This is a genomic window from Verrucomicrobiaceae bacterium (assembly GCA_016713035.1).
Classification (GTDB): Bacteria; Verrucomicrobiota; Verrucomicrobiia; order Verrucomicrobiales; family Verrucomicrobiaceae; genus Prosthecobacter.
Genome location: JADJPW010000007.1, coordinates 379,870 through 395,933 on the forward strand (window position 1 = coordinate 379,870; position 16,064 = coordinate 395,933).

General features: G+C 61.6%; 12 protein-coding genes. 9 read left to right on the plus strand and 3 right to left on the minus strand.

What is annotated here, in order from left to right:
• Positions 1–3: 3 nt before the first annotated feature.
• The 7 genes from IPK32_21100 (at position 4) to IPK32_21130 (ending at position 8,636) form a co-directional block, all read left to right on the plus strand.
• The gene (locus IPK32_21100; GenBank protein MBK8094388.1) at positions 4–390 is read left to right on the plus strand and encodes a BlaI/MecI/CopY family transcriptional regulator; all 387 of its coding nucleotides are present in this window, start codon (positions 4–6) and stop codon (positions 388–390) included.
• On the plus strand, positions 387–2,549 hold the full coding sequence (locus IPK32_21105; GenBank protein MBK8094389.1) for a hypothetical protein: 2,163 nt from the start codon (positions 387–389) through the stop codon (positions 2,547–2,549). Before IPK32_21100 ends, IPK32_21105 begins: the two co-directional genes overlap by 4 nt.
• A gap of 116 nt (positions 2,550–2,665) precedes the next feature.
• Positions 2,666–2,968 (plus strand): zinc ribbon domain-containing protein, encoded by a 303-nt coding sequence (locus IPK32_21110; GenBank protein MBK8094390.1) that lies wholly within the window; start codon positions 2,666–2,668, stop codon positions 2,966–2,968.
• A gap of 18 nt (positions 2,969–2,986) precedes the next feature.
• A complete protein-coding gene (locus IPK32_21115) occupies positions 2,987–3,556 on the plus strand; it encodes a hypothetical protein (protein MBK8094391.1) in 570 nt (189 codons plus the stop codon).
• Positions 3,553–6,552, plus strand: a complete 3,000-nt coding sequence (locus IPK32_21120; protein MBK8094392.1) for a hypothetical protein — start codon at positions 3,553–3,555, stop codon at positions 6,550–6,552. The genes IPK32_21115 and IPK32_21120 overlap by 4 nt, the downstream gene beginning before the upstream one ends.
• Positions 6,553–6,724: 172 nt before the next feature.
• Positions 6,725–7,591 (plus strand): carbon-nitrogen hydrolase, encoded by an 867-nt coding sequence (locus IPK32_21125; protein ID MBK8094393.1) that lies wholly within the window; start codon positions 6,725–6,727, stop codon positions 7,589–7,591.
• Positions 7,584–8,636, plus strand: coding sequence for an agmatine deiminase family protein (locus IPK32_21130; protein MBK8094394.1), 1,053 nt, complete (start codon positions 7,584–7,586; stop codon positions 8,634–8,636). Before IPK32_21125 ends, IPK32_21130 begins: the two co-directional genes overlap by 8 nt.
• A 107-nt stretch (positions 8,637–8,743) precedes the next feature.
• Here the strand turns inward: IPK32_21130 and IPK32_21135 are convergent, their stop codons facing one another.
• Complete coding sequence (locus IPK32_21135) at positions 8,744–10,240, minus strand: hypothetical protein (GenBank protein ID MBK8094395.1); 1,497 nt, start codon at positions 10,238–10,240, stop codon at positions 8,744–8,746.
• Positions 10,241–10,298: 58 nt separating this feature from the next.
• On the minus strand, positions 10,299–12,560 hold the full coding sequence (locus tag IPK32_21140) for an OmpA family protein (GenBank protein ID MBK8094396.1): 2,262 nt from the start codon (positions 12,558–12,560) through the stop codon (positions 10,299–10,301).
• Between the two features lie 178 nt (positions 12,561–12,738).
• Between IPK32_21140 and IPK32_21145 the strand changes: the two genes are divergently transcribed.
• Both IPK32_21145 and IPK32_21150 read left to right on the plus strand, forming a co-directional pair.
• Positions 12,739–13,527 carry an ABC transporter ATP-binding protein gene (locus tag IPK32_21145; GenBank protein MBK8094397.1) on the plus strand — a complete coding sequence of 263 codons (789 nt, stop codon included), beginning with the start codon at positions 12,739–12,741 and terminating at the stop codon, positions 13,525–13,527.
• 30 nt (positions 13,528–13,557) lie between these two features.
• Positions 13,558–14,763 (plus strand): FtsW/RodA/SpoVE family cell cycle protein, encoded by a 1,206-nt coding sequence (locus IPK32_21150; protein MBK8094398.1) that lies wholly within the window; start codon positions 13,558–13,560, stop codon positions 14,761–14,763.
• Between the two features lie 19 nt (positions 14,764–14,782).
• Here IPK32_21150 and IPK32_21155 read toward each other — a convergent pair whose 3' ends face one another.
• Positions 14,783–15,904, minus strand: a complete 1,122-nt coding sequence (locus tag IPK32_21155) for an aldo/keto reductase (GenBank protein MBK8094399.1) — start codon at positions 15,902–15,904, stop codon at positions 14,783–14,785.
• Positions 15,905–16,064 lie beyond the last annotated feature (160 nt).

Here is a 16,064-nt window from a genome sequence, read left to right on the forward strand (position 1 = left end):
CCCATGTGGGACGAAAATCATTCTACCGAACTCAGTCGGCGTGAGCGCCAAGTCATCGAGATCGTCATGCGTCACGGACGTGTCTCGGCACGGGAGATCGAGGAGGAGCTGCCAGAGGCTCCGAGTTACTCGGCGGTGCGCAGCATCCTGCGCTTGCTGGTGGAGCGCGAGCATTTGATCAAAACGTCCGAGGACGGTCGTGACTGGTTCACGCTGCCGGTTTCGGCGAAGAAGGCCCGTGTCGGTGCACTGAAGAACCTGGTGGACCGCTTCTTCGAGGACAGCGTGGGAGAGGCTGCGCTGGCCCTGCTGGGCAAAAAGAACGTCAAACTCTCCGCCGAGGAGGCGGATAAACTCATCTCCCTCATCAACAACGCTCGCGAGTCATGATCTCCTACCATATCGAAAATGTTCTCCAGGCTCTGGCGCAGCATCCGGCGCTGAGTTTGCTCGTTTCAGCCCTCACGGCCAGTTCTGCGCTGGTGGTGGCTGCTTTGGCCGTCAGCGAATTGCTGCGTGGCAGGTCGGCTCGCTCGCGGAGCATGATTTGGCGTGTGGCTTTGCTGGGGCTGCTGGTTTTGGGGCTGTGGCGACTGATGCCGCAGTTCTCCAGGCCTGCGACGGTGGTGGAGTGGGAGATCACGATGCCGATCCGTGAGGTGTCGCTGGATGAAGAAGGGCTATCCCAGCCTGTTGCGCCGATTACGCCCTATGTGATGCCGGAAGTTACTCTGGGCCAAAAAATCATGGATTGGTGTGATGAGCATGCTTTGCACCTGTGGATGGCTGGAGCGGCCTTTTGGGTGTTTTGGCGGCTGGGGCGGGCATGCATGGGCATGGGCTGGTTGCGGCGGAAATCGACGGTGGCTCCGCAGCGGATTTCCAGGCTGCTACAGAGCCTGACGCCGAAAAAGTGGCCGCGCTGCATGCTGACACAGGATTTGCACACGCCGATGATCACCGGCTGGCTGCGGCCCACGATCTGGCTGCCTGCGGAGGCGGCACATTGGCCGGAAAACCGCCTGCGCAGTGCCCTGCGGCATGAGCTGGCGCATCTGCACCGCTCGGATGTGCCCTGGCATGCTCTGGCGCGGCTGACGGCCTGTGTGTGGTGGTGGCAGCCGCTCGCCTGGCTGGCACGGCATCGCCTGCACACGGAGACGGAGCACGCGGCGGATGATCATGCCCTGATGGCTGGTGAGGACGCCGCAGAGTATGCCCGCACGCTGGTGGAGATCGCTGCGGGGATGCCCGCGACCCTACCCCAGGCGGGTGGGGTGCCGATGCTGGCCAGCTCAGAGGTGCGTCAGCGGGTGCAGCAGCTCATGCGCACGAATCTTTGGCGCGGCCGTGTCGGCTTCGGCGCGATGGTCGCTCTCGCTTTGGTATCCGCTTTCATTGCCCTGGTTGCGATGACGAAAATGGAGTTCACACCGAAGAAGCCTGTCTTCCGCAGCCTAGCCAAATTGGTCGCTGGGGGCCGAATGGTGGCGGACATGCAGTATCGCTGGGAGGAGCAGCTCCAGGATTTCTACGGCACCATCATCGAGACGATCGAGTCCGCCGAAATGCAGTACAAAGCCCGTGAGCGGGTTCACTCGTTGCACCCGGATTTAAAAGATAAAGACGTCGCAATCGAAGTGCGACAAACCAAAGGCTCTGCCATCTTCAATATCCTCGCGACGGGCGAGGACCCGAAGTACACGCAGATTTACCTCAATGCCCTGCTCGATGAGTTCATCGCTTTTCGCCAAATCATTCGCGAGCAGGCTCAGGGCAAAGTTTTGTCCACCTTCCTGCAGGAAGTCGTGAACAAGCAGAAGACCATGGAGGAGAAAAATGAGGCATTCTCCAAATTCGCCGCTGCAAACAACATCCTCACCGTCACCAATGGAAACAATGAGGCGGCGAGTTTCCTCACCGCGCTGAAAAACCAGCGGGAAAAGCTGCGTACGCAGCAGGCCGAGCTGCAATTGGATCTCGAAAATATTCCCGTCGCCGCTTCGCAGGCGGAGCACCGCGCCACCGAGTCTGGCTCGCCCGTCACCCGCACGGAGAGGGATTATCTCGAAACGAGCAGCGAAGTCCGCCGGGCGGAAAATGAACTGAAATTCCTGCTCAAAAGCCAAAGCGCCGACCATCCGCAGGTGAAGGAAGCTACTGAGAAGGCTGCAAAAGCACGCTTCCTGCTTGAAGCCCTCATCGAGCCCCTGCGGGAGGAGATGCAGGGACGTCTCACCGCCATCGAGCGCTCCATCACCGTAATCGAAAAGCAGATCGCGGAACTCCAAAAGGAAAGCCTCAGCTTCGGTGCGAAAATGTCCGAGTATGAGAAGCTCAAAAAGGAGGCCGACATTGCTCAAGCGGCCTACCAGACGATGTTTGAGAAGGCAGAGAACTTCCAAAGAATGTTCAATCTTCAAAGCGACTACGTCGCCATCCAGGAGCGACCTACTTCGGCAGAAGAGGTCGCTGAATCAAACCTCATCCCCGTCTGGAAGCTGTGGACGCCGAAAAAGGCACCGCAGGAGTCCCCTGCAAAGAAATGAGGCTTGGGGGAGCAGGTTGAGGGGAAAATCCTTTTGCAGCGGCATGGGCAGCACCGCATACTGGCAGCCCGGCTCGTGCCGGGCGTGAACCCCCATTTTGCCCCCTACCCTGATCCATGCCCACTTACGACTACGCCTGCCAGACCTGCGGCCATGAATTCGAGGCCCGCCAGTCCATGAAGGACCCGCATCTCACCGATTGCCCCCAGGAGGGCTGCGCAGGCCCTGTGAAGCGCAAAATCGGCGTCGGTGCCGGTTTCATCTTCAAAGGCACCGGCTTCTACATCACCGACTACCGCAGTGATTCCTACAAAGCGGCTGCGAAGCAGGACAGCGCCGCCGCATCGTCTGCTACGACGACTTCCACCCCACCGGCACCTGCACCCGCCGCTGCTCCGGCGAAGCCCGCTGCCACTTAGCGCCCCGCTCATCGTCCCATGAAACGCTTCTTCTTTAAGCTCACGCGGCTGCTCCTGCTCAGTGCGTTGGGCGGAGCTGCATGGGTGGCGCATCGGCCAGAGCGCCTGCCGGCCGTCGCGGTGGAGAAGGTGCGTGAGCAGGATCTGCTCGATGAGCTGCGTCAGGCCGCGCTGAAGCGCTCTAGCATGCTGGAGATCCCCGAGGCCGCGCTGAATCGCTACCTCACCGCCGTGCTGCCGCAGCGTGTGGGCAGCCAGATGGCGGACTGGGTGCGGCTGCAGGACACCCGTGTGGATTTGGAGGACGGGCGGGCGCATGTCGTCATCGCCTGGGACGTGCGTGGCTTTCAGCGCACGGCCAGCATCGACCTCGCCATCACCCGGCGCGGAGAGAATTTCCACGTCGAGGTCCTCAGTGGCGCCGTGGGGCATCTGAGGCTGCCACGCGGCCTCATGCGCCCGCTGCATCCCACGCTGCAAGTCGTGGCCGATGCGCTCGATGCGGAAATCCGCGCTCTTTTTCAAATGACGCAGATCACCCTCGGCAAAGACAAACTCGTGCTCGACTCCCGCTTCCCCGCCGCATGAAACCGTGCCTACATCCCCGTCTAGCCACCGCTACAGCCATAGCTGCGGCAGTCCTCGCCGTATTCGGCAGCAGCATCCCATCGGCGCAGGCACAGAGCCCCGTTCCTACGGCACCACCAGCACCGAAAATCGTCAAAGACAAAGCCGCGGAAGCCGCCGCTGCCATCCAGGCACCGCTGGTCATCACACCAGGGCCAAGGCCTGTCGGAAAGCTCACCCTCCCGCCCCCGGAGGCACCGGGGGTACCTGCGGCACCTCCTGTGGGCACCCTGAAGGCCACGCGGCCTGCACCTGCGAAGTTGCCAGAGCCTGACAAGCCACCACCCCGCCCGCGCAAAGAGGGCGAGCTGCAAATCCCCCCCATGCCCGTGCCAAAGCAGGGAGCCCCAGGCACCCCCCAGGCACCGACGATGCCCCCTGCGACTCCTCCAGCGGCACCCCCAGCACCTGCGGCGGCCCTTCCGCCCCCGCCTGCTCCGGTGACCACAACCATGAGCAAGCAGGAGGCCCTGGATGCCGCCACCAAGCCCAAGAGCGATACCGTCGTCGCCCCGAGCATCCCTTTGCCGGGCGATAAAGTCCCCGTCACCTCCTCCACCAGCGCCAGCGGCCAGTTCCGCGTGCATGGGAAGGATCTCGCCACTCGCAGCCGCCTCTCCTCGCACCTGGATGAGCTGGCCTCGGAGCTGCGGGCTACCTTGGGCGACACCGCGCCGCACGTCCTGCCCATCGTCGTACAGCTCGTGCAGGGAGAGGATGCGGCCCGCGCCACCGCACTGGGCCGCCAGACTGTCACCGTCGGCATCACGGAGGTCAGTGGGGCCGGATTCCGCCTGGAAATGACCGTGCTCGATACGCCCGCACTCACCCTCGGCACCCTGCGGCGGGAAACCGTGCGCCTCATGCTCGCCGAGCGTGTCCTTCGTGGTCACTCCCAGCTCATGAATCCCGCAGACCGGCTCATGCTGCCCGAGTGGATCTTCACCGGCGTCATGGGGGCGCTGGACTTCCGTGCAGCAGCGCGGCCCGTCACCCTTTTCGCCGCCATCTTCAAAAGCGGTAAAATTTTCGGCATCGAGGAGATCATCGAGGCCTCCCCCACGGAGATGGACAGCCTCTCCCGCAGCATTTACGACACCTCCTGCTCCGCGCTCGTCATGGCGCTGGTCGAGCAGCCACAGGGCGCACGGCGCTTCAATACCTTCCTCAACAGCCTCGCCGGCGACAAACGCTCCGAGCGTGAGCTCCTCAGCGCTGCTTACCCCGGCTTCGCCGCCAGTGCCTCCAGCCTGAATAAATGGTGGGCGCTGCAAATGGCCGCCCTCGCCAAACGCGGCGTGGGTGATCCCCTCAACGCGGATGAAAGTCTCCTCGCCCTCGAAAAGGCCCTGACCATCCACTACACCGCCAAAACCGAAGAAGCACCAAAGGACATCCAGTCCCGGCCCTTTGCCGCCCCGGCCTCCACCTTCAGCCCACAGCCGCCCACACCTAAAGAGCCGAAAAAGGCCATCCCCGACCCCTTTGCTAAAAAAACCACCTCCAGCCCCGTCGCCAGCTCTAGCAAGGCTAAATCCAGCTCCAAATCCGCCGCAAAATCCGCAGAAACTCCCGCCGCCCCCGATGAGGCGACTGAGGAAGAGGAAGAACCCAAAAAAGGCAACGTCTGGGTCCGCTACCTCACCCTAGGCCTCCTCGGAGACAAAAAAGACGACCCCAGCGACTCTGAGCCCGATGCAGAGAAAAAAGCCGCCAGCGCTGATAAAATGGCCGCGCTCGAAAAAGCCATCGCCGAGGACAAAGCTGCCGAAAAAGCCGCCAAAACCGCCTCCAGCGACGCAGCGACCGAAGAAAGCCGCCCAGGCATCTTCAGCCGCCTTTTTTCCCGCCAGGGGCTGAAATCCGCCTCCGAGCCCGAAGAGCCCACCGACGCTAAAACCACGCCCGAGCCCGAAAAAGACGCCAAAGCCAAAGCCGCCGCCATCGAGGCCCCAAAGCCCGCCCCAGCCACCACCGACTCCAAGCCCAAAACCACCGAAAAACCCAAATCCGAGGCCAAACCTGAGCCCAAAGCGGAAGAGCCGCCCGCCGAGAAAAAGCGCGGATTCTTCGATTGGCTACGCGGCAGCAAAAAAGACGAGCCCAAAGCCGAAAGCGAAGCCCCCCAGGACAAAAAACCCGCCAGCAAGGACGAATCCGCCGCCCTCAGCCCCGCCGCAGCCCAGTTCATCGCCTTCACCCTCGATTACCTCATCCCACCGCGTCCGCATGCTGCCTTGTTGGACTTCCTGAAGCGCAAAAAGAAGACCGAGGAGCCCGCCACCGAAACCCCCACGCCGCCAAAAGCACCCCCAGCGGCCTCCTCCACCTCCAGCGCCAAGAAAAAAGCCAAATCCAAGAGCACCACCCCGCCCCGCAGCACCAATCCCAACGCCAAACCTGCCGCCCGCCCCGTGCAGCCAAAAGACGGCAGCACCCGCACCACCAATCCCGCCGCCAAACCCGTCCCCACCCCCGTCATTCCCCCGCCCACTACCCCAGCGGCGGATGACAGCGACATCGGCAAGCTCCCGCCCGGCATGGTCGCCGTGCAACTCCATTTGGAGGACTACGTGCACATCATGAAGCGGCCAGACCGCGCCGAGATCCTGCAGCACAACGTCATCGCTCTGCGCAATCTCCAGCCCCAGATCGGCATCGCCTTCCGCCCCGTCGTCAATGGCTACCTGGCCGTGCTCGACATGCTCCAACGTGGTCAGACCAAAGACGTCGATATCAGCCTCGCAGGCCTACGCCAGGCCGCCATCGCCGCCGCCAGCCAGACCAAAGCCGTGCGAGACTTCGTGGACTGGTATGAGGCCAATGAAACCGAAAAGCTCTCCGGCAAGTTCGAGGACTTCCTCAACCTCCCCATCATCATCCAAAAAGAGCTCCCCCCACGCGAAGACCCCATCTCCAAATACCTCGACGGCCTCGACCGCGAGTTCTCACGCTGAGGAAGCGGCCGAGGTAGCAAACAAGACCGTGTCATCCGTCTCGATCCGTTCCATCCGTGGTAAACAGCCGCTTCTCCTCTCGCTGCTCACTTGCTAGCGCAATCAGCCTACGCTGATTCTCACGCAGTCGTTCCTTGCATCCACTCCGCTCGCGGTCAAGACTCCGCGCCCTATGTCGAAAGTCACCCTCGGCCTGGTGCAGAGCCGGGCCTTTTCTAGCAAAGACGAAAGCCTGCGCCATCACATCCGCCTCATCCGAGACGCGGCGGCTCAGGGTGCCCAGATCGTCTGCTTGCAGGAGCTTTTTAATACACCGTATTTCTGCATCACGCAGGATACAGAGCTCTTCGACCTCGCAGAGACCGTGCCCGGCCCTACCACGGCAGCTTTGGCCCCTGTGGCAAAGGAGCTCGGCGTCGTCATCATCGTCCCCCTCTTTGAAAAACGCGGCCCCGGCCTCTACCACAACACCGCCGCCGTCATCGACGCGGATGGCACTGTGCTGGGCAAATACCGCAAGATGCACATCCCCCAGGACCCTGGCTTTGAAGAGAAATTCTACTTCACGCCCGGCGATCTCGGCTACCGCGTGTGGGATACGAAGTTCGGCCGCATCGGCGTGCTCATCTGCTGGGACCAGTGGTACCCAGAGGCCGCCCGCATGACCGCCCTCATGGGTGCGGAGATTCTATTTTACCCCACCGCCATCGGCTGGCTGCCCAGTGAAAAAGCCCAGCTCGGCATCGCCCAGCACTGCGCCTGGGAGACCGTCCAGCGCGGCCATGCCGTGGCCAATGGCTGCTACGTCGCCGCCGTGAACCGTGTCGGCACCGAGCAGCAGAGCGAGTTCTGGGGCCAGAGCTTTGTCGCAGACCCCTACGGCCAGATCATCGCCAAGGCGTCCGTCACCGACGAAGAAATCCTCCTCACCGAGTGCGATTTGCGTGCGGTGGAAGATTTTCGACGCATCTGGCCTTTTTTCCGTGATCGCCGCATTGACACCTACGCCCCTCTGACCAAACGCTACATCGATGAGTAAAGCCAATTACCCGCAAAACTACCGCCTCCCCGCCGAATTCGAACCGCAGGAGGCTATCTGGCTTTCGTGGCCATCCAACAAGGAAAGTTGCCCCAAGACCTTCCACAAGCTCCAGGACAAATTCGGCGAGATCGCCAGCGTCATCAGCCGCTACGAGCGCGTGCGCATCAATGCGCCCATGCTCAGCCACATGAACATCCGCCTCAGCATCGCCGACAATGAAGGCGATCTCTCCCAGGTCGATCTCTACGAGCACAACACCAACGACGTCTGGTGCCGCGACCACGGCCCCATCTTCATCAAGCACAACGAGACCGGCAAGCTCGCCATCACCGACTGGGAATTCAATGCCTGGGGTGGCAAGTTCGCCCCGTGGGATCTCGACAACGGCATCCCTGAAAAAGCCGCCAAGGTGCTCAACATGGAGCGCTTCACCTCCAAGATGATCCTCGAAGGCGGCGCCATCGAAACCAACGGCAAAGGCACCCTCCTCACCACCGAGGCCGTCCTGCTCAATCCCAACCGCCACGGCGGCAAGCCCGGCAACAAAGCCGATGTCGAGAAGGAACTGAAGGCCATGCTCGGCGTCAAAGACATCGTCTGGTTCAAAAAAGGCATCGAAGGCGACGACACCGATGGCCACATCGACGACATCGTCCGCTTCGTGCGTGAAGACGCCGTCATCTGCATGGTCGAGCCGCGTGACACCGACCCGAACCACAAAGTTTTGAAGGAAATCCGCGAGCGCCTCGATGACGTGAAAGCACCAGACGGCGGCAAGCTCGAAATCATCGAGATCGAGATGCCCCAGGCCATCGAAATGAAGGACTGGCGCCTCAGCCGCCTGCCCGCAAGCTACGCGAACTTCCTCATCCTCAACAACGCCGTCATCGTCCCGCTCTTTGGCAACAAGAAGAAAGACGCCGCCGCCGAGGACAAGATCGCCGAGTGCTTCCCCGGCCGCGAAATCATCTCCATGATGGCCAAAGACCTCGTCACCGAGGGCGGAGCCTTCCACTGCATCGCCATGCATCAGCCGAAGTGAGTGCGCCTACCGCTGGGTAGGTGCCCTTATCGGGAAGCTTCACAAAAAAAGGGCACTTCGATTGAAGTGCCCTTTTGATTGTTTGGATGAGGTGCGGAGGAGGCCGATTAGGCCTCCGGGGAGGCGGGTTGCACGATGCGGCCGCCGTCGAGGACGTCTTGGAGGGCGCGGAGCTCTTGCCATTTTTCCTCGTAGGCGAGGGTGGCTTGCTGGGGCCAGGTGGTGGGGTCGTGCATGACGAAGCGCTCGCCAGCACGGGAGAGGATGTCTTTGAGGCGCTCGACACTGGTGGTGCAGAGCTGTTGCCAGGTGGTGATCCCGTCGGCGTGGATGAGTTCTTCGATTTTGGGGCCGATGCCTTCGAGGATTTTAAAGTCGTCGCGGACGACGCGTTTGCCGAGTGCTTCGGTGGCGGCTTCGATTTTTTCCTTTTTGGCTGGGGCTTCTTCTGCGGCTGGTGCTGCGGCGAAGCCGAGCATGCTCTGCACGGCACCGAATTGTGGGGCGATGATTTCTGCTTTGGGGGCCTCTACGGGGGTGGATGGGACATCCACGGTGAGGGGCTGGGTGATTTCGATGACAGGGGCGGGGGCAGGTGTGGGCTCTGGGGCCGGAGCGGCGGCTGCGGGGACGGTGGTGGTGAGTGCGGCGGCGGCGCTGGCGGTAGCGCTGGATTCTGCGGTGGCTAGAGCGACGACGAGACGACGGTTGTCGGCTTCGAGGGCATTTTTGGCCTCTTCAGTGGCGGTGAGGCTGCTTTGGAGAGTGGTGGTTTCGTTGCGGCACTTGGCGAGGCTGCTCTTGGCGTTGTTGAATTCGCGGTCGAGGACGCTGATGCGGTTGCGCTCGGTGGTGAGGGCGTGTTCGGTTTTTTGGAGGTCCTCGCGGGCGGCGGCGAGCTCGGCTTCGAGGCGTGCTTTGGCGGCTGCGTCGAGGGTGGAGGCTTTTAGGGCGGCGATTTCTTCTTTGTGCTTGGCCATTTTGTCGCGGAGGGACTCGGCCTGCTCTTTGTATTCGTCTGCGCGGCGGCGCTCTTGGCCTGCGAGGGTCTCTGCGGTGCGGACGGTGGCCTTCATGCGCTCGATTTCAGAGCTGCTGTCGCCGGAGGCGACAGGGGCTGCGGAGATGAGGCGGGCGACTTCTTCGCGGAGCTTGGCGATTTCGTTTTGCTGCTCGAGGAGCTTGGCATCGGCGGTGCGGGCGGCTTTGAAGCCGTCTTCGGAGCGCTGGAACTTGGCTTTGAAGTCGTCGGCTTCGCGGCGGGCTTCGGTGAGGGAGAGGCGGGCTTTTTCGAGGTCGGCGGAGGGGACGAGGGCGGCCAGTTTGGACTCGGTTTCGGCTTTGAGACGTGAGCTGGCGGCTTCGGCGTTGCGGGCGCGTTCTTCGGCGTCTTTGAGGCGCGCTTCGAGGCTGCGGACGCGGCCGGAATCAGCGTCTGCGGCTTTTGCAGGTGCTAGCGAGGACGGGGTGTGAGAATGGGAGTGCGAATGGGTAGAGGGAGCGTGGATTTTGCCGCGTAGCCACCAACCGAAGTAGCCGAAGAGCGCGGCGGTGAGTGCGATGGTGATGAAGTGCTCGAAGAAGTAGGAAATGGTGCCGTCCATGGTGGTGTGGTGTGGGGTTGAGGTGTTTCTGTCTTTTTGGGTGAGTGTGAGGGGGGTGTTATTTCAGGAGTACATCGACGCGGCGGTTCAGGGCACGGCCGGCATCGGTATTGGGGTCTGCGACGGGTTCACGGGGGCCTGCGCCACGGGTGGAGAGGATGGCGCGGTCGATGCCGCCTGCGGCGAGGCCGTCTGCGACGTTTTTGGCGCGGGTTTCGCTAAGTTTGGTGTTGGCGGCTTCATCGCCGACGTTGTCGCTGTGGCCGGCGACTTCGAATTTGGCGGCGGGGTTGAGTTTGAGGACGCGGCGGACTTGGTAGAGGGCGCGTTCTTGGTCTTTGGAGCGATTGGAGCCGGTTTTGAAGCGGATGGAGTGGACGACGGCGGTGCGCCATTTTTGGCCGGGGGTGACGACGGCGATGCCGCCTTTGCCGGGCTCGAATTTAGGGGCGGACTCGAGGGTGGGCTTTGTGTCGGTGATGGTGGTGACGAGGGGGGTGATGGTGAGTGCATCGGTGATGGTAAAGGTGGGGTTGGCGGCCTTCATGGCATCGAGGATGGCTTTTTTGGCGGCTTCATCGGCGACTTCGCCTGAGACGGTGAGGGTGGTGCCGGTGGCGATAGCGCTGACGTAGGGCTCGTCCTGCTGGAGGAGCTTGCTGGAGACGAGGCTGGTGCGGAAGCCGCTGAGCTCGGTGCCGAGCATGCCCTGGGGGAAGGCGATGGCGGGGAAGTCGCGTTCGATTTCAGAGTCGAAGACGTCGAGGTTATAGACTTTGGCGGCTCCACCGGGGTGGCTGAGGCCGATGGCGGGTTTGGCGGCGTCTGCAGGCTTGGCGAAGTCGATTTTGGCTCCGGCGGGGGAGGTGGCGGTGGGGCTGACTTTGAGGGCGTCGGCATTGATTTCGGTGCCGGGGAAGGCGGCTTTGGCGGCGTCGATGGCCTGGGTTTTGAGCGCATCGGAGCCGATTTGGCCGAAGAGGCGCATTTTGGCCTGGTGGAGTGTCCAGCCGATGAAGCCAGGGAGGGCAGGGGCGGCGGGGGCAGGGGTGGTAGTGGCCGCTGGGGCGGTTTTGGCGGCCATGGCGGCTTTTTCAGCGGCTTCTTTGGCTGCTTTCTCAGCGGCCTCTTTGGCTGCTTGTTTTTCTTGGAGGGCTTTGGCGGCAGCTTCCTTGGCGGCTTTTTCGGTGGCTTCTTTGGCTTTGGCCCATTTTTCGTAGGCGGCGTAGAGGTCGGGGTAGCTGTCGTAATCGGCGGGGAGGGAAGGGGAGAGGGCTTTTTTCATGCCTTCGAGTCCACCGGTGGTGTCCCAGGTGGAGGCTTTGCCGCCGGGGGCGAGTGCGAAGGCGAAAGCGGTGTCCTTTTTCGGAGTGATGCCTTTGAGCGGGGTCTGCCAGTCTGGGGCGGGTTTGACGTTGGTGTCAATGGGGACGTGTTCTTCGACTTGGATGCCTGGGAGGGCTTTTTTGATCTGATCGACGAGGAGGACGCTGTCTTCGAATTTGTGAGCGTGGCCGTAAACGTGGAGGCGGTCTGGGAGGGCCATGACGCCGACGTAGGCGGGTGGGAGCTTGGCGATGCGCTCGTTTTCGGCTTCGCGGGCGACCCAGCCGCGGATGTGGCCGAGGGCGGCTTGGACGGGATCGGCCTCTAAGTTCGCTGCGGTGGCTGGGGCGACGGCTTGGTCATCGGTGGTGGTGCCGGGGAGGGTGGTCCATTTTCCATCGACGGCGGAGAAGGCGAGTGAGCCAGTCTTGGCGGCTCCTTCGATGGTGCGGAGGTCTGGGATGGTCTTGAGCGTGGTGGCCCAGTCGGAGCCTGTGCGGAGTCCGTCACGGACACGGGTGATGTCATAGCATTTGATGCCGGTGTGTTTGGCTTGGAGGGCGGTGAGGGCTTCCTTGGCATCGGCGGCTGATTTGACCCAGCCACTGAGGTCGATGCGATTTTCGTAGTAGGTGGCAATGAGGTGCTGCTGGGGGTGCTGATCGAGCCAGGCGGGGTCCACGCGCATTTGGTCGATGACGCGGGTGACGGGGTTGTAGCTCTCACCCCATTCGCCAGTGGGGCGGACTTTGTTGGTGACGATGTCGCGTGCCTGCTCACGGAGTGCCTGGCTGCCGACGGTGCCGGTGAGGGTGGCCTGCTGGCCATCGAAGGCGGGCTTCACATCCGCGAAGACGCCACGGTGCTCTGGGGCGGAGAGGGCGGCCTGGGTGTGACGAGTGAGAGATTCCTCCATGATCGGTTTTTGGATCAGACCAGAGAGGAGCCAGAGTAGAAGGACGCCGAAGACGGCGCGGAGTGTCCATTTGTTCATGCACCTTCTCTCTTGGCGAAGCGGCTGATTTTGACAACGAAAGATTCCGTCAAAAACGAGCTTAGGGCGAGTGGAGGAGGATGGCGAGGTGGCCCCAGATCGGGCACGAAGGAAGCCAACAAGCTCTTTGATTATTCGTAAGAAGCACTACGCTCGCGCCCTCTCTCCTCCTGCCTGCATGCCCCTCCTTTCTGTCGAAGGTCTCCGAATCCACTTCCCTATCCGCTCTGGTCTGCTGGGCGGCACGCGGGATGTGATCAAGGCGGTGGATGAGGTGAGCTTTGAGGTGAATGAGGGGGAGACAGTGGGCCTAGTGGGTGAAAGTGGCAGCGGCAAGTCCACGGTGGCTCGCGCTTTGCTGAAACTGGTGCCGGTGACGAGTGGTGTGGTGCATTTTGCCGGGCAGTCGATCCTAGACATGCCGGAGGGGCAATTCCGCCCGCTGCGCAAGCAGATGCAGATGGTTTTCCAAGATCCGATCGGCTCGCTGAATCCACGCATGACGGTGGAGAGCATCCTGGCGGAGCCGCAGGAGATTCACTTCCCGAAGATGAGCCGGAATGAGCGACGTGAGGCGAGCGCTGAGATGCTAGTGAGTGTGGGACTGCCTGCGGATGCGCTGCAGCGCTACCCGCATGAGTTTAGCGGCGGTCAGCGGCAGCGCATCGGGATCGCACGGGCGCTGGCGGTGAAGCCACGCTTCCTGATCTGTGATGAGCCGGTGAGTGCCCTAGACGTGAGCGTGCAGGCACAGATCCTGAATCTGCTGAAGGATCTCCAAACACGGATGAGCCTGACGCTGCTGTTCATCGCGCATGATCTGGCGGTGGTGCGGCACATGAGCGACCGCATCGTGGTGATGCATCACGGGAAAATCATGGAGCAGGGCGGCGCGGATGCGATCTGTGAAAATCCGCAACACGACTACACGAAAAAACTGCTCGCTGCCGTGCCGCATCTGGACTGACTTGATCCCATAACCTTTTTCTGAAATAGGATGACTCCGCTGTTTAAAAAATTCCTCGGCATGCATTGGATCATGTTTTTGTTCATGGTCGCACTGCTGCTGCTGGGGGTGTACTCGATCTACAATGCCTCTGCCTATAAGGAGGCGGTGGATCTTTCCACGAAGTGGCGGCAGCAGCTCATGTGGATCGCAGTCGGCACGCCGTTCTATTTTGCCGCGAGTCTGATCGACTACAAATGGGTGCGATGGGCCTGTTGGCCGATGTATCTTACCGGACTCACGCTGCTGCTGCTGCTGAAGCAATTCGGTGTGACGATCCAAGGGAATACGAACTGGCTACGCTTCGGTGGGATTCAGTTTCAGCCATCGCAGTTCGCGATCATGGCGGGCATTTTGACCCTGGCGGTGGTCTTTGGTGATCTACCGCGCATGGCACCGATGTTTCGCAGGCCGTGGCTACGCACCCTGGTGGCGGGGCTCGTCGCTGGAGTGCCCACGGCGCTGGTGGCAAAGGAGGACTTGGGCTCTGGACTGGTATGGGGGCCGCTGTTTCTGAGCATGATGCTGGTGGGTAGCATCCCCTTCCGCTACATCATCACGCTGGTGACGCTGGTCGCTGCGGTGGTGCCGCTAGGCTATGTCTTTGCCCTTTCGGAGAAGCAGCAAAAGCGCATCGAAACGCCCATCTATCTAGCCACGGGCCAATCGCACAAAGTGAACTTCCAGGACGAGGGCTGGGTGTACAGTCATCTCCAAATGGCGGTGGGCACGGGCGGCTTCGAGGGCAAGGGGCCAGAGTCAAAAAATGTGCCGGATCGTGCCTCCGTGCACCGCACCTTCCTACCGGATGAAGTAATCAATGACTTCATCTTTGCCGTGATGGCAGAGGAGTTCGGCTTCCGGGGTGCTTTCGGCACGCTGGTGGGCATGGCGAGTCTGCTGATCTTCGGCGTGATGGTGGCCTTTTCTGCCCGTGATCAGCTAGGGCGGCTCATCGTGGTGGGGATCGTGGCGATGATGTTCACGCACACCTTTCAGAATGCGGGCATGAATCTCACGATGCTGCCGATCATCGGCCTTCCGATGCCTTTCATCAGCTACGGCGGTACTTTCATGGTCGTGACGCTTTTTCTCATGGGCATGATTCAGAGCGTGTGGGTGCACCGGCACATCTCACCCGTGAAGAAGCCGCGCTCCGTGAATAGCGCCCGCGTGCCGGATGAAGAGGAAGAGTAAGCGCTGAGCTGGGCGGTTTTTACCACGCCCATTGCAGCCCGAAGCGGCCTGCCAGAGTGAGGAGGTCATCCCGCATCGGCCATTCATCCGCGCGGGGCACATCATCTGCGGGGTGACGCTTGCTGGCACCTTTTAGCGCCATGCAGCCGGTGTTGTCACCGATCTGGCGGATGGCTTCGATCTCCTCCTGGCTCAGGCATTGTGCAGGCAGCGCGGCGAGGTCATCGAGCTTGCTCTCGATGCTGCGGGCGCCTTCACCATGCTCCTGGATGAGTGTGGGGACGACGCTTTTGACGGCGGTATTGCCCAGAGTCCATAGGCAGGCGAGCTGGAGCATCGACAAGCCGTGCTTTTGGGCGATGGGGCGCACTTTTTCCAGCCGCTCCACGCCATGCTCGATCCACTCACCGGGGCGGTGGGTGCGGTGATCGCCATCGCGGAACTTATGCCCAGGCTTCACGTCATCATGGAAAAGACCGCCGTAATCGACCACGCGAGCGAGGATATCGACCTTGTTTTTCTCCGCAGCGGCCAGCACATGCTGACCAGGCCAGGGCTCAAAGGGATTCAAAATGATCATCGCCCAGTCCATGCGGTCGCCGTAGCGCTCAAAGCACTCGATCATGTCGAGCGTGAAGCCATTGGCAGGTCCTGGGGCAATGCCGAGACGCTCGGTGAGGCCTTCGTCGCGGATTTTGGTGAAGGCATCCCACACCTTTTCGCTGGTGTAGCTGATGCTGTCCGGGTTGTGGAGCATGAGCAGGTCGAACTTGGAGGTCTTGCAGCGCTCCAGGCTCTTCTCCGTCGCCATTTTGAGGTAATCGTAGTACTTCTCTGGTCCGCGCAGTGTGGGATCGGTGAAGCGCGGGTAGCCGCGTGAGCCCTGGCGGATGCCTTCGTAAATATCATGCCCCACGATGCCTACGAGGCAGTATTCCTCACGCGGGATGCCCTTGAGTGCCTCGCCCAGCAGTGCATCGGCACGGCCCACGCCATAGACATCGGCAGTGACAAAGGTGCGCACACCTTTGGCGAAAGAATCACGCATGAGCTGCATGTAGTGCTCTTCAGAGAGCTGTTCGCCGTAGTGCATGAAGCGGCCGCCGCTCCAGGTGCCGTAAGCCGTGCGTGTGAGATTCATTGTGAGGAAAAGGGGTTCGTGGTGGGTGTGTGAGAGGGGTGCTTACATAGCGCGAGGCCCCGGTGTTTCAAACACATCATCTGTGCATGAGTGTGTGGATTTTGGGCCAGAGGACATGTCAGATCACACCCCAGTGACACGTTTCAGCACGCAGAACACC